Origin of the sequence: Pseudomonas sp. DR208 (genome assembly GCF_019823005.1) — a bacterium.
GTDB lineage: Bacteria > Pseudomonadota > Gammaproteobacteria > Pseudomonadales > Pseudomonadaceae > Aquipseudomonas > Aquipseudomonas extremorientalis.
Genome location: NZ_CP081944.1, coordinates 713,359 through 726,843 on the forward strand (window position 1 = coordinate 713,359; position 13,485 = coordinate 726,843).

The window sequence follows — 13,485 nt, forward strand, 5'->3', positions numbered from 1 at the left end:
TCCATGCGGCGTGTGGTGTTCAATCAAAAAGGTGGCGTTGGCAAGTCCAGCATTGCCTGCAACCTGGCGGCAGTCAGCGCCAGCGAAGGTTATCGAACCCTGTTGGTGGACCTCGATGCGCAAGCCAATTCAACCCAATACCTCACTGGGCTGACCGGCGACGATATCCCCATGGGTATTGCCGAATTCTTCAAGCAAACCCTGTCTTCCGGGCCGTTTTCGAAGAAAAACCGAGTGGATATCTACGAGACCCCCTTCGACAACCTGCACGTGATCACCGCAACCGCAGAACTGGCGGACCTGCAGCCCAAGCTCGAGGCCAAGCACAAGATCAACAAGCTGCGAAAGCTGCTGGATGAGCTGAGTGAAGATTACGACCGGATTTACCTGGATACGCCTCCAGCACTGAATTTTTATGCGGTTTCAGCGCTGATTGCCGCTGATCGCGTGCTGATCCCCTTCGATTGCGACAGCTTCTCGCGCCAGGCCCTGTATGGTCTGCTGGCGGAGATCGAAGAGTTGAAGGAAGACCACAACGAGGACCTCGAAGTGGAAGGCATCGTGGTCAATCAGTTCCAGGCCCGGGCGAGCCTGCCGCAGCAGATGCTGGATGAGTTGATTGCAGAAGGGTTGCCGGTGCTGCCGGTGTACTTGGCCAGCTCCGTGCGCATGCGTGAGTCGCACCAGGAGAGCAAGCCGCTGATCCATCTGGACCCACGGCACAAGCTGACGCAGCAGTTTGTAGAGTTGCATAACCTGCTGGAAAACGCGTGATCCAAAAGACAACACAAAACCCCTGTGGGAGGGGGATGGGTGGTTTCCAAGGCCGAGTTACACGCCTTGGCTACGCAACCAGCTCATCAATTGCGGCAACGCAAGCGCCCCACTCTGGCGCGCCACTTCGCGGCCGTTCTTGAACAGAATCAAACTGGGAATCGAGCGAATCCCCAACTGTGCCGACAACTGCTGATTGGCCTCGCTGTCCAGCTTGGCCAACCGGCACTTGCCCGCCAACTGCCCGGCCGCCTGCTCGAACACCGGCGCAAACGACTTACACGGCCCACACCAGTCCGCCCACACATCCACCAGCAATGGCAAATCGCCCTTGATTTGACTGGCGTAGTCGCCTTGCTTCAACTCAAACGGCTTGTTCAATAAAACCGGCTGCTTGCAGCGCCCGCATTTGGGCGCATCACCCAGGCGTTCACCGGGGATGCGGTTGAGGCCGTTGCAGTGGGGGCAGGGGATGACAAGAGGTTCGGGCATGGTGGGGCTCCAATGAAAGCAGTCAGTGAAGTTCAATGTGGAGCCGGACGCAGGTGTTATCAAGTTATGAAGCGGCGTTGCATATGCTCACAGATTTTTGCGTGCTGGTTGGGCATACCTACCTAGGCTGTGAAAGCGTGTTCGACAAAGCACCACCGGTCCGATCGACTCTATAGCAAATTGCGATAGTCAGCGTTCGAGTTTAACCTTCATAGCAAGATGCGATAGGGATGTTGCATGCGAGTGATCAGTGCGAAGCAAATACGAAATGCCAAGGAAAAATGGCCTCACTCAGCCAGTGCTCTGGATGAGTGGCATCGGAAGGTCAAAGTCATCAACCCTGAAGACTTTGCGACGTTGAGAGCAGTTTTCCCTGCTGTGGATAAAGTGGGGGCGCTGCATGTGTTCAATATCGCAGGCAACAAGCTCCGCCTTATTGCCATCGTGCGCTATCGAATGCAGCGTCTCTACATCCGGCATGTTTTGGACCATCGTGAATACGACAAGGGTAAGTGGAAGGAGTAATGGGAAAAATGAGTGTATTGATCGAGCAAGTCGCCGAGCATTGGCAGTTCGTGTCCCCCTTGTTGCGTAAGCCGAAAACCGAGGCTGATTACGATGTGTTGGTAGAGGCGCTCGACGAATTGCTGGATATCGTGGGGGACGATGAAACCCATCCGCTGATGGGGCTGGTCGATATCATCGGTGATTGGGTTGAGGCCTATGACTTAGAGCATTGGCCAATACCTGAGGCGAGCGGTGTCGATGTATTGCGTTCAATGATGCAGGAGCATGGCTTGACGCAAAGTGACCTGCCTGGTGTCGGCGCTCAGTCGGTTGTCTCAGAAATCCTGAGTGGAAAACGCCAGCTGAACGTTCGGCAGATTCGTTGGCTGGCGGAGTTCTTCAAGGTCCCTGTGGATATGTTCATCTGATCACGATCACGGCGGTGGGCGATCTTCTGGATAGGCCTCCTATGACGAACAACTAATCTCCAAATGCTTCCCCCAATCCGGCGGCCGCTGTGCGTACTGCTCCATCCCCGCTTGCTCCTCAAACGGCTTGGAAAGCACCGCATGCAACCGCCGCACTTCGCTGTAATCCCCGGATTCGGCGGCAACGATGGCGTTCTGCGCCAGGTAGTTGCGCAGGATATACAGCGGGTTCACCGCATGCATCCGCGCACGGCGTTGTTCTTCGCTGAACTCCCCATCCCGCTCAACGCGCGCCTTGTACTGCTCGGCCCAGGCATCAAACCCGGCCAGGTCGACAAAGTCATCGCGCAGCCGCGCTACGGCCAACGCCGCCGATTCATCCCCCAGGCGCCGGAAGAACAGGGTGTAATCCACGCCGCTGTTTTGCATCAGCTTCAGTAAACGCTCGACCAGTTGCTGGTCATCGTCTTCGGCGGTGGTCAGCCCCAAGCGGCGGCGCATCAGGTCCAGGTAGTTCGCTTGATAAAGCGGCAGATACAACCCAAGTGCTTCCTTCAACGCATCGACGCTGATAAACGGTGTCAGCGCCTGCGCCAATGCACTCAAGTTCCACTGCCCGATCGGCACCTGATTACTGAAGGAATAGCGCCCTTCGTGATCCGAGTGGTTGCAGATGAAGTGCGCGTCAAAGTCGTCCAGGAATGCAAACGGTCCGAAGTCGAAGGTGATACCGAGGATCGACATGTTGTCGGTGTTCATCACCCCGTGGCAGAAGCCATACGCCTGCCATTTGGCGATCAGCTCGGCATTGCGCTCGACGATTTCGCGGAACATCGCCAGGTACGGCTCGGGCTGTTCGCGGCATTCGGGGTAGTGCAGGTTGAGCACGTGTTCGGCCAGTTGCGCCTGCTGCTCGGGTTTCTTGGTGTAGTAGAAGTATTCGAAATGCCCGAAGCGGATATGGCTGTGCGCCATGCGCAACACCATCGCGCCGCGTTCCTGTTTTTCGCGCCACACCGGGGTGTCGGAACCGATCACGCACAGCGCGCGGCTGCTGGGGATGCCCAGCGCATGCAGCGCTTCGGACGCGAGGAATTCGCGGATCGACGAGCGTAGCACGGCACGCCCATCGCCCATGCGTGAGTAAGGCGTCATGCCGGCGCCCTTGAGGTGCAGGTCCCAATGCTCGCCCGCCTCGTTGTACACCTCGCCCAGCAACAACCCACGGCCGTCACCCAATTGCGGGGTGTAGCCGCCGAACTGATGCCCGGAATAGACCATCGCCCGCGGCTCTGCCTCGGCCCACAGTTTGTGCCCGCCGAACAGTTCGGCGAACACCGGTGTTTCGGCAACGGCGGGGTCCAGGTCGAGCAGGGCCATGGCGGCCTCGCTCGCCACGACCAGGCGCGGTGCGTCGAGGGGCTCGGGCAATACGTGGGTTGAGAACGCATCGCCCAGGCGTGCGAAGCGGTTGTCGAAGGTCAGTTCGTCGAGGGCTTTCACCGGCCATCTCCAGCAGAATGTCCGAGCATTCTGCTGGGGATAGCGCGGTTAGTCGAGTTTGCTCGGTGGTGGTTCCTGCACGCCGCCGTCATTGGCGGGCTTGGCCGGGGTGTCGACTTCCACCAGTTTGTATTCCTGGCCGTGGAGGTTCTTGAGATAGACCTCCATCTGGCGGAACGAGATGTTGATGTGCTCTTTCTTGAACTCGCGATTGATAAAGCGGTTCACTTCGTCGATCACCGGGTTGCGGTCGCCCAGGTCGCGCACGTGCATGCGCAGTTCATGGTCGAGGGTGCTTTCGCCGAAGTTGAGGAAGTACACATGGGGTTCCGGCTCCTTGAGTACCCGCGGGTTCTCGCGGGCGGCCTTGAGCAGCAGTTCCTTCACGCGGTCCAGGTCGGAGCCGTAGTCCACGCCGAGCTTGAGGGTGACGCGGGTAATGGTGTCGGTCAGTGACCAGTTGATCAGTTGTCCGGTAATGAACGTTTTGTTCGGGACAATGATGTCCTTGCGGTCAAAGTCGGTGATCGTCGTGGCGCGGATGCGGATCTTGCTCACCGTGCCCGACAGGTTGCCGATGGTGATGGTGTCGCCGATGCGCACCGGGCGTTCGAACAGGATCATGATGCCGGAGATGAAGTTGGCGAAGATCTCCTGCATACCAAAGCCCAGGCCCACCGACAGCGCCGCCACCAGCCATTGCAACTTGTCCCAGCTCACGCCGAGGGTCGACAGGGTGGAGACGAAACCGACGCCGGCAATCACGTAGGACAACAGCGTGGTAGTCGCGTAGGCGCTGCCCTGGGCCAGGTCCAGTTTGGACAGCACCAATACTTCGAGCAAACCCGGCAAGTTGCGCGCGAGCGCGAAGGTAATGCCGATGATGATCAGCGCGCCGAGCAAGTCGCCGATGCTGATGGGCACCATGCTGATATTCGCACCTGTGCCGCTGGTGTATTCGTACAGCGTGACGTTATCCAGGTAGGAAAATACCGAGATCAGGTCCGCCCACACCCAATACAGCGCGGCGATAAAACCGCCGAGCAATGCCAGGCGAATCAGGCGCATGGACTGCTCGTTGACCTGCTCGATGTCCAGGGTCGGTTCTTCGATCACCGCTTCGCCGTCGCCGGCTTCCTTGGCGGCCTGGCGTTTGGCCAGGGCGCGCGCATAGGCCAGGCGCCGGGCGGCAACGCCCAGGCCACGGACGAAGGTGGCTTCGATCACCAGCCAGAACATCAGCAGGTACAGGGTATTGATCAGCCGGTCGCTGAGCTTGAGTGCGGTGTAGTAGTAGCCGAAGCACACGGCGATAAACAGCGCGATGGGCAGCGCGGTAAACAACAGGCCCACGGCCTTGCGAAACAGCGAAGCCTTTTCGTGCGTAGGGCTGTTGAGCAACAGGCGGCCCAGCAGCCAGGCCATCAGCGCGTAGCAGGTCAGCACCACGCCGATGCCCAGCACGTCGTCGGCCAGCGCCGCGGGTTGGTGTTCAGCGATGGCGACCACGGCCACCAGGGCCAATACCACCAGCCCGAGTTTGCGCACCCAGCCTTGCAGGAATTCGACCTGGGGCTTTTCCCAGCGAAAGTGCAGTTCGGCCACGCCACCGGGCGCCAGGATGCGATAGGCGGTGTAGAACACCAGCCAGGCCTGAGCGATCTGCAACAGGGCTGAACCGAGGTTGGCGTTTTGCCCACGGGCGTCGATTTGCAGCGCATACCCGCACAGCGCAAGGCCGAGGGACACCGGCATCGCCAGCAGGATGTTGATCAGGATGGCCTGGGGCGTGTGCCACTGGCTGTCGCGCTTGAAGTGGCCGATGTCCAGGTGCACCTTGTTCAGGCGCTGGTACAGGTTTTTACGACGCCACAGCAACGCGCCGATCAACAGCAGCAGGGGCAGGAACAGCAGCGGGCGTTGGGTCAGGCCGTCATACAGTTCGCTGACGCTGGACGCCCAGGGCAGGGTGGCGACTTGCTTGCTCAGGTGCGCGGGGACGGTTTCCAGCCATTCGGTATCCAGCGGCTTGTTGCTGGGAATCCAGAACATCTGCTCATCCAGCGTCGCGCGCAGGGTGGTGGCGGTGCTAAGCAGTTGTTTCTGGTTCAGTTGCAACGTGATGGATTCGTTGAGCAGCGCGCTCAGTTCACGGCTCAGGCGCTCCAGCAGGTCGCTGCGGGTGATCGCCAATTCGAGCAAGGTGCGGCGCAGCTGCGGGGTGACATCCTCCGGCGCCTGGTTCGCCAGCAGGTTATCCACATAGGCGCTGGGCGAGCTGATCAGCTCGCGCTGCTGGTTGACCTCGAACTGGTACAGGCGAATGTTGGCGATGTCGTCCGCCAGGTCGCGGTCCACGGTGAGGCGCGGCAGGGCCTGCTTTTGCTTGTAGAGGATCTTTGACAGCAGCAGGCTGCCCTTGAGCACGTTGATCTGCTCGTCCAGGGCCGAGTCGCTCTGGGTCACGGTGTCCAGTTGCTGCTTGGTCTGCAGGTTCTTCTGCGTCAGGTCGTTGAGGCGGTCGGTACTTTTGAGCAGGTAGTCGGACAGCTTCAGGTTGGCCGCGCTTTCCGTGGCCAGCAGGCTGCTGCCACCGGCCTTTTGCGCTTCGATGGACTGCTGGGTCACGGTCTGCTGGGACTGGGCCAGGCGCTTCTGGTTGATCAGAGTCTGCAGGTCCTGGATCTCTTGTTCCAGGCGTGCGGTCTTTTCCATCACCAGGTCATGCTGGCTGTTGCCCAGGTCTTGCAGCTGGCTGTTGCCAGCCAGTTCCTGGCGGCGCAGGGGGATCAGCGCGTTGAGGGCCGCAAGTTCGGCGTTGAGCTGGTTGCGCTGGTCGGCGCTGAGGGTCTTGCCGTTGTCTTTACCGGCCTTGAGGGTCGAGTTGATCTGCAGAATGCGCGTCTGGCTGTTGCTGATTTCGGTCTGGGCGCGCTCAGGACGGGTCTGGGCGGCGATGGACAGGCTGTTGGCATCGGCCAGTTCTTTTTGCAGGTCGCCTTGCTGGGTGCTGCGCTGCACCAGCAACTGTTCAAGCTGTGGCACCGGCAGGCTGGCGTAGCGCTGGGCGACCGGGATGACTTTGGTTGCCTTGAGCCGGGTCAGTTCGCGCTGGTTCTCGGTGGTCTGGCGCGGGGCGTCTTCCAGTTGGCGCTTGAGGTCGGCCAGGCGCTGCTCGTAATCCTGTTTGTTGCCCAGGTACGTCAGGGTCTGCTGCAGGATGGTCTGCAGCGCCTTCATGTCGGCGTCGGGCAGCTTGCGGTCGGGCAGCTTGTCCAGGGTTTGCTGGATAGCCTCGGCGCTGGGCGGGTCGGCGGCGTGGACGACGCCGACACACAGGGTCAGGCTCAGCAGGGCAGTGGCGAGAAGAGTGCGCAAGGTTGGCATAGAGACCGGTCGTGCAAGGTGAAGAATCGGGGGCGTCATCGCCCCGCAGTTTAGAGGAAGAGTCCGGGGCCCGGGCGACTTCCTTCGGGGAATCTGACGCCCACTTTGCCGATCTTGTTCCCGTCCATGACCGCAACGGTCCAGATGGTGTTGTTCCACTCCACCTGGTCGCCGACGATGGGCGCGCCCCCGACTTTCTGGGTGATGAAGCTGCTCAGCGGCATGTCCGGGTCGATGCCCTCCAGCTTCAGGCCGTACAAGGCCGACACCGCGCCCAGCTGGGCGTCGCCTTCCAGCACGAAGTCGCCGAAGAAGCGCAGATCCAGCCCGCGTTGCGGAGCCTGGCTGAACAGTTTGCCCAGGGCTGGCAGGTTGTGTTCGTGGCCGATCACGCAGAGCAAGTCGCCGACTTCCAGCACGGTACTACCCGACGGATGGAGCAGTTGCTGGCCACGGAACAGCGCGGCAATCCGCGTGCCTTCGGGCATTTTCAGCTCGCGCAGGGCGGCACCGATGCACCATTTTTCCGCGCCCAGGCGGTAGACGAACAGCTCCCATTCGCTGGTGACGTGCACTTCCAGCGCCGCGCGGGAAATCGGCGCCGGGTCCGGCGGGACGGTGACCTTGAGCAGCTTGGCGACCCACGGTAGGCTCGTGCCCTGCACCAGCAGTGACACCAGTACGATAAAGAACGCCAGGTTGAAGTACAGCTGCGCATGGGGCAGTCCGGCCATCAGCGGGAACACCGCCAGAATGATCGGCACCGCGCCGCGCAACCCGACCCAGGCGATAAAGGCTTTTTCGCGGCCATGGAACGCCTTGAAGGGCAGCAGGCCAACCATCACCGACAGCGGCCGTGCAAACAGGATCATCCACAGCGCCAGGCCCAGGGCCGGCAACGCAATCGGCAGCAAGTCATGGGGCGTGACCAGCAGGCCCAGCACCAGGAACATGCCGATCTGCGCCAGCCAGGCCATGCCGTCGAGCATATGCAGAATGCCATGACGGCTGCGCACCGGGCGGTTGCCTATCACCAGGCCGCACAGGTACACGGCGAGGAAGCCGCTGCCGTGCAGGGCGTTGGTCACGGCAAATACGAACAGGCCACCGGCGATCACCAGGATCGGGTACAGGCCGGTGGCCAGGTTGATGCGGTTGACCATCTGCAACATCAACCAGCCGCCGCCCAGGCCGACGATGCCGCCGATGCCGAATTCGCGCACCAGGTGCGTCAGCAGGCTCCAGTGCAGGCCGGTCTGGCCGCTGGCGAGCATGTCGATCAGGGTGACCGTGAGAAACACCGCCATCGGGTCGTTGCTGCCGGATTCGATCTCCAGGCTGGCGGTGACCCGTTCGTTCAGGCCTTTGCCGCCGAGCAGCGAGAACACGGCTGCGGCGTCCGTCGAGCCGACAATCGCACCAATCAGCAAGCCCTGGATGATATTGAGGTCAAACAGCCAGGCCGCGGCCATGCCGGTGAGGCCGGTGGTAATCAACACCCCCACCGTGGCCAGCGACAACGCCGGCCAGAGTGCCACGCGGAAACTCGCCACCCGCGTGCGCAAACCGCCATCAAGCAGGATCACGGCCAGGGCGAGGTTGCCCACCAGGTAGGCGGTCGGGTAGTTGTCGAAGATGATGCCGCCGCCGTCGACGCCGGCGACCATGCCCACGGCCAGGATGATCACCAGGATCGGGATGCCCAGGCGGGACGAAAGAGAACTCACTAGAATGCTCGCACTTACCAGCAACGCGCCGATCAGGAACAGGCTGTTGATGGTCGTCGCATTCAAAGGCAGTACTCCATGGGCAAACAAGACAGGGCGCAAACTGACCATGCAGTCTGCGTGCCAGCGATTCTAACCTGTTGAATTGCTGCGCTGTCAAAAAGCTTTTCCAGATTCACAGCGATCAAATGTGGGAGGGGGCAAGCCCACTCCCGCAGTTTTGACCCAGTTGTTTCAGTCAGAGGCGGAAGCGGCCGACCATGCCGTTCAGGTCCACTGCCAGGCGCGACAGTTCACTGCTCGCCGCGCTTGTCTGGCTGGCGCCGGTGGCCGACTGCACCGACAAATCGCGGATGTTCACCAGGTTGCGGTCCACTTCCCGCGCCACCTGCGCCTGCTCTTCCGCCGCGCTGGCGATCACCAGGTTGCGCTCGTTGATCTCGACGATTGCGGTGTTGATGGTATCCAGTGACATCCCGGCACCTTTGGCGATGTTCAGCGTCGATTCGGCGCGTTCGGTGCTGTTGCGCATCGAATCCACCGCGTGCTCGGTGCCGGCCTGGATACTGCCGATCATCCGCTCGATTTCGCTGGTCGACTGCTGTGTGCGATGGGCCAGGGCCCGCACCTCATCGGCCACTACCGCAAAGCCGCGACCGGCTTCACCGGCACGCGCGGCTTCAATCGCCGCGTTCAGGGCCAGCAGGTTAGTCTGGTCGGCCAGGCCACGGATCACGTCGAGTACCTTGCCGATATCGCGGGACTCATTGGCCAGGTCGCCAATCAGGGTCGCGGTGGCTTGCACGTCGGCGCTCATGCGCTCGATGGCGCCGACCGTTTCCTGCACCAGATCACGGCCATCACCGGCGGAGGTGGTGGCGTTGCGCGACGCTTCGGAGGTGCTCACCGCATTGCGAGCAACTTCTTCGACGGCACTGGTCATTTCATTCACCGCCGTGGCGGCTTGTTCGATTTCATTGTTTTGCTGGGTCAGGCCACGGGCGCTTTCGTCGGTGACCGCGTTCAACTCTTCGGCGGCCGATGCCAACTGGGTGGCGGAACCGGCGATGCGTTGCAGGGTGTCGCGCAGCTTGTCCTGCATCTTGGCCATGGCTGCCAGCAGGCGCCCGGCTTCGTCGTTGCCGTCGACCTTGATCGGGCGGGTCAGGTTGCCTTCGGCCACTTCTTCCGCAGCTTCCAATGCCTGGGAGATGGGCAGTGTGATGCTGCGGGTCAACAGCCAGGCAAACAGCAGGGTCAGCAGCGTGGCGACCACCAACAGGCTTACCACCAGGTTGAAGGCCATGTTGTATTGGTCCTCGGCATCCTTATTGGTGGTCAGGGCCATCGTGTTGTTGAGGTCCAGCAGCCGCGTGAGCACGGCGTTGACTTGCTCGGAGTTGCTGAGCAATTCGGTGTTGAGCAGGCTGCGCAGTTCTTCCACTTGATTGGCCCGTGACAGGCTCTTCATGCGCTCTTCAATCTGGTGGTACTGGCCGAGCAGGCGTACGTACTCGTCATAGGTCGAACGCTCCTCACCGCTCTCGATCAGTTTTTCGTAGATGCCCTGGGCGGTGCGGATCTGCTGGTTGCGCAGCTCGAAGGCTTCCAGGGTTTTCTGTTGCACATCCGGTTCACGGTTGGTCAGCAGGCGGTACGACAGCACCCGCAGGCGCAGGGTCAGTTGGGTGAACTCATCCAGGGCACGAATGCTTGGCACGCTGGACAGGGTGATGTCTTCGGTGGCAGCGCGGATCTTGCTCATCTGATTCAGGGCGAACACACCGAGAAACAACATCAACGCACCAATAAACGCGAAGCCGAGGAAGGCCCTCGGAGCGATATTCATATTACGAAGCGACATGCGGGAATCCTGGGGGGAGAAGCGCGATCCGTGCGGCCGTGAGACGGGGTGTGCCTCTCTATCGGTCGTACGACTAAAGTCTAAAGGGGCGTGTGCGGTTTTGTCGCACCTGACGAGGGGTTTGACTGATTCAGGAACCAGATCCGGTAAATGCAGTCACTAAGGCTCGAAAGTGCGGCCCGGCCCTTAAAAAACGGGCCGCGCGCCGGGGATAACCCTGGCATCCGAGGTGAATTTTCTTTATCGTCACCGCCCTTTGAAAAGCCAGAGAAATCAAAATGTTAGAAGCATCCCTCAGCCAATTGGAACAACTCGTAAGCGACCTCGTACAACAGAATCAGGACCTGCTGGGCAGCAATGAATCCCTCAAGGCCGAACTGGCCCGCGCCAAGGATGAGAACGACAGCCTGCAACTGAGCCTGATGGAACAGGAAGAGAAGCACGGCGCCACCGCCGCCCGTATCCAGGCGCTGGTTGAGCGTGTGAGTGCAGGGCCTGTCAGCGCATGAGTGAAGGGATAAAGGTCGTTTCGATTCTCGGAGAGGATTACTCGATCAAGGCCCCGCCTGGGGAAGATAAGACCCTGATGCACGCCGTGACCCTGCTCAAGGCCTCCCTGGCCACCACCAAGAAAAAGTACCCGACCCTGATCGGTGACAAATTACTGGTGCTGGCGGCGCTGAACCTGTGCGCCGAGCAGATCGAAATGCAGCAGGCTCACCAGCAGGAACTCGACCGTTACCAAGAGCAAGTCAGCGCCACGGTCGATGTGATTTCCAAGGCGATCGGAACGCCTTAGAACCACTCCTCCTGCATACCGAGGCACGTGTCATCGCGTGCCTCCAGAATCGCCAGTTCATGATGGCAGCCCGGTACTTCCCAGGTCAGGAAGTACCGGGCAGCCCGGAGCTTGCCTTTGTAGAAGGCCACATCGGCCGCATTGCCCTTGGCCAAGCCTTCTTCGGCGCGAATTGCCTGTTCCAGCCAGCGCCAGCCAATCACCGTATGTCCGAACACCTTCAAGTACAGCGCCGAGTTCGCCAGGCTGCTGTTGACCTTGCCCTGGGCGAGATCCGTCAGCAGGCCGATGGTCACGCCTTGCAGGCGGTTCACCAGTTGTTCCAGCGGTTCCCTCAGTGCAGTGAGGCTTGGATATTGCTGCGCACGGGCGCCGGTTTCGGCGATCAACCTGATGAGTTGCTTCAAGCCCGCGCCGCCATTCTGCGCCAGCTTTCGCCCCAGCAAATCCAGGGACTGAATGCCATGGGTGCCTTCATGGATCGGGTTCAGGCGGTTATCACGGTAGTACTGCTCCACCGGGTATTCACGGGTGTAGCCGTGGCCGCCGAGAATCTGGATCGCCAGTTCGTTGGCCTTGAGGCAGAACTCCGACGGCCAGGATTTGACGATGGGGGTCAGCAGGTCCAGCAGTTCATGGGCCTGTTTGCGCGCGTCTTCGGTTTCCAGGGTGGTGGTGTCGTCGAACAGGCGTGCGGCGTAGAGGCCCAGGTCGAAGGCGCCTTCCACATAGGATTTTTGTGTGAGCAGCATGCGCTTGATGTCGGCGTGCTGGATGATCGAGACCGGTGCGGTTGTAGGATCCTTGCTGTCGGGCAGGCGACCTTGAGGGCGTTCGCGGGCGTACTCCAGGGAATAGAGGTAGCCGGCGTAGCCAAGCATTACCGCGCCCATGCCCACGCCGATGCGTGCCTCGTTCATCATCTGGAACATGCAGCTCAACCCCTGGTGCGGTTTACCCACCAGATAACCGACACAGTTGCCGTTATCGCCGAAATTCAACGCCGTGGAGGTGGTGCCGCGCCAGCCCATCTTGTGGAACAGACCGGCCAGCAACACATCGTTGCGCTCGCCCAGGCTGCCATCGTCGTTGACCAGGAACTTGGGCACGATAAACAGCGAAATGCCCTTCACCCCGGCGGGCGCGTCCGGCAGCTTGGCCAGCACCATGTGCACGATGTTTTCCGACAGCGGGTGATCGCCGCCGGAAATAAAGATCTTGTTGCCCTTGAGGCGATAGGTGCCGTCAGCCGCTGGTTCTGCGCGGGTGCGAATATCCGACAGCGATGAACCTGCATGGGGTTCAGTCAGTGCCATGGTGCCGAAGAAACGGCCGTCGATCATCGGTTGCAGGAAGCGTTGTTTCTGATCGTCGGTGCCGAAGCTTTCGATCAGGTTGGCGGCGCCCATGGTCAGGAACGGGTAGGACGTGGACGCGGCGTTCGCCGATTGGAAGTGCGCGAAACAGGCTTGTGACAACAGGGTGGGCAGTTGCATGCCACCGGCTTCGAAACTGCGTGCTGCGTTGAGGAAACCGGCTTCAAGGAACGCATCCACCGCCGGTTTGACCTCCGGAATCAGAATGGCCTTGCCGTCTTCGTAGCGCGGTTCGTTCTCGTCGTTCTTGCGGTTGTGGGGCGCGAAGTATTTTTCCGCAATGCTGCGGGCGGTGCTGATGGCCGCGTCGAAGGTTTCGCGATTGTGCTCGGCAAACCGCTCGCGCTGGGTCAGGCCCTCGGCATCGAGGACTTCGTACAGCTCGAAAGCCAGATTGCGGGAACTGAGCAGCGTCTCGGACATGGCGGATTACCTTTGGAGGAATTGGCCTGAGTCTAAGTGCGCGAATAGAGGCTGGATAGCAACATTGATTTGGGTGATGCAGAGGCAAAACGCGGGTGGGAGGTAGGGTGCAGGCCATGTGGGAGGGGGCTTGCCCCCGATTGCGGCGCTTCAGTCAATACACAGGTGACTGATCCACTGCTATCGAGGGCAAGCCCCCTCCCAC

At 60.7% G+C, this 13,485-nt stretch carries 11 protein-coding genes and 1 pseudogene; 5 read left to right on the forward strand and 7 right to left on the reverse strand.

Annotation, left to right across the window (positions count from 1 at the left end; genetic code table 11):
- The first annotated feature begins 3 nt into the window (after window positions 1-3).
- A complete protein-coding gene (locus K5K89_RS03150; protein ID WP_071492339.1) occupies window positions 4-774 on the forward strand; it encodes a ParA family protein in 771 nt (256 codons plus the stop codon).
- 57 nt (window positions 775-831) lie between these two features.
- On the opposite strand, the gene trxC is transcribed toward K5K89_RS03150, so the two are convergent.
- Window positions 832-1,266 carry a thioredoxin TrxC gene (gene trxC, locus K5K89_RS03155; RefSeq protein WP_222540846.1) on the reverse strand — a complete coding sequence of 145 codons (435 nt, stop codon included), beginning with the start codon at window positions 1,264-1,266 and terminating at the stop codon, window positions 832-834.
- A gap of 237 nt (window positions 1,267-1,503) precedes the next feature.
- Between trxC and K5K89_RS03160 the strand changes: the two genes are divergently transcribed.
- On the forward strand, window positions 1,504-1,791 hold the full coding sequence (locus K5K89_RS03160) for a type II toxin-antitoxin system HigB family toxin (protein WP_071492337.1): 288 nt from the start codon (window positions 1,504-1,506) through the stop codon (window positions 1,789-1,791).
- Window positions 1,792-1,799: 8 nt separating this feature from the next.
- The gene (locus K5K89_RS03165; protein ID WP_038846491.1) at window positions 1,800-2,201 is read left to right on the forward strand and encodes a type II toxin-antitoxin system HigA family antitoxin; all 402 of its coding nucleotides are present in this window, start codon (window positions 1,800-1,802) and stop codon (window positions 2,199-2,201) included.
- A 39-nt stretch (window positions 2,202-2,240) separates the two neighbouring features.
- On the opposite strand, the gene selO is transcribed toward K5K89_RS03165, so the two are convergent.
- From selO to K5K89_RS28855, 5 genes and pseudogenes are all read right to left on the reverse strand, one after another.
- The gene (selO, locus tag K5K89_RS03170; protein ID WP_222540847.1) at window positions 2,241-3,704 is read right to left on the reverse strand and encodes a protein adenylyltransferase SelO; all 1,464 of its coding nucleotides are present in this window, start codon (window positions 3,702-3,704) and stop codon (window positions 2,241-2,243) included.
- A gap of 48 nt (window positions 3,705-3,752) precedes the next feature.
- Window positions 3,753-7,091 (reverse strand): mechanosensitive channel MscK, encoded by a 3,339-nt coding sequence (gene mscK / locus K5K89_RS03175; protein WP_071492335.1) that lies wholly within the window; start codon window positions 7,089-7,091, stop codon window positions 3,753-3,755.
- A gap of 50 nt (window positions 7,092-7,141) precedes the next feature.
- Complete coding sequence (locus K5K89_RS03180; RefSeq protein ID WP_058423526.1) at window positions 7,142-8,884, reverse strand: potassium/proton antiporter; 1,743 nt, start codon at window positions 8,882-8,884, stop codon at window positions 7,142-7,144.
- 172 nt (window positions 8,885-9,056) lie between these two features.
- A complete protein-coding gene (locus K5K89_RS28850; RefSeq protein WP_371322042.1) occupies window positions 9,057-9,929 on the reverse strand; it encodes a methyl-accepting chemotaxis protein in 873 nt (290 codons plus the stop codon).
- Window positions 9,912-10,682: pseudogene (locus K5K89_RS28855) on the reverse strand (MCP four helix bundle domain-containing protein); the annotation flags it as partial. The pseudogene K5K89_RS28855 and the gene K5K89_RS28850, both read right to left, overlap by 18 nt.
- A 278-nt stretch (window positions 10,683-10,960) precedes the next feature.
- Between K5K89_RS28855 and K5K89_RS03190 the strand changes: the two are divergent.
- Window positions 10,961-11,191, forward strand: a complete 231-nt coding sequence (locus tag K5K89_RS03190; protein ID WP_058423524.1) for a hypothetical protein — start codon at window positions 10,961-10,963, stop codon at window positions 11,189-11,191.
- Window positions 11,188-11,481, forward strand: a complete 294-nt coding sequence (locus K5K89_RS03195; protein WP_071492333.1) for a cell division protein ZapA — start codon at window positions 11,188-11,190, stop codon at window positions 11,479-11,481. Before K5K89_RS03190 ends, K5K89_RS03195 begins: the two co-directional genes overlap by 4 nt.
- Here K5K89_RS03195 and K5K89_RS03200 read toward each other — a convergent pair.
- Complete coding sequence (locus K5K89_RS03200) at window positions 11,478-13,280, reverse strand: acyl-CoA dehydrogenase (protein ID WP_071492332.1); 1,803 nt, start codon at window positions 13,278-13,280, stop codon at window positions 11,478-11,480. The two genes, K5K89_RS03195 and K5K89_RS03200, sit on opposite strands and share 4 nt — an antisense overlap.
- Window positions 13,281-13,485: the final 205 nt, after the last annotated feature.

Excerpts from the sequence above, each read along its gene's own strand:
- K5K89_RS03190 (WP_058423524.1), top strand. The coding sequence starts at position 10,961 with ATGTTAGAAGCATCCCTCAGCCAATTGGAACAACTCGTAAGCGACCTC.
- mscK (WP_071492335.1), bottom strand. The coding sequence starts at position 7,091 with ATGCCAACCTTGCGCACTCTTCTCGCCACTGCCCTGCTGAGCCTGACC.
- trxC (WP_222540846.1), bottom strand. The coding sequence starts at position 1,266 with ATGCCCGAACCTCTTGTCATCCCCTGCCCCCACTGCAACGGCCTCAAC.
- K5K89_RS03200 (WP_071492332.1), bottom strand. The coding sequence starts at position 13,280 with ATGTCCGAGACGCTGCTCAGTTCCCGCAATCTGGCTTTCGAGCTGTAC.
- K5K89_RS03160 (WP_071492337.1), top strand. The coding sequence starts at position 1,504 with ATGCGAGTGATCAGTGCGAAGCAAATACGAAATGCCAAGGAAAAATGG.
- K5K89_RS03165 (WP_038846491.1), top strand. The coding sequence starts at position 1,800 with ATGAGTGTATTGATCGAGCAAGTCGCCGAGCATTGGCAGTTCGTGTCC.
- K5K89_RS03195 (WP_071492333.1), top strand. The coding sequence starts at position 11,188 with ATGAGTGAAGGGATAAAGGTCGTTTCGATTCTCGGAGAGGATTACTCG.
- K5K89_RS28850 (WP_371322042.1), bottom strand. The coding sequence starts at position 9,929 with ATGGCCAAGATGCAGGACAAGCTGCGCGACACCCTGCAACGCATCGCC.
- K5K89_RS03150 (WP_071492339.1), top strand. The coding sequence starts at position 4 with ATGCGGCGTGTGGTGTTCAATCAAAAAGGTGGCGTTGGCAAGTCCAGC.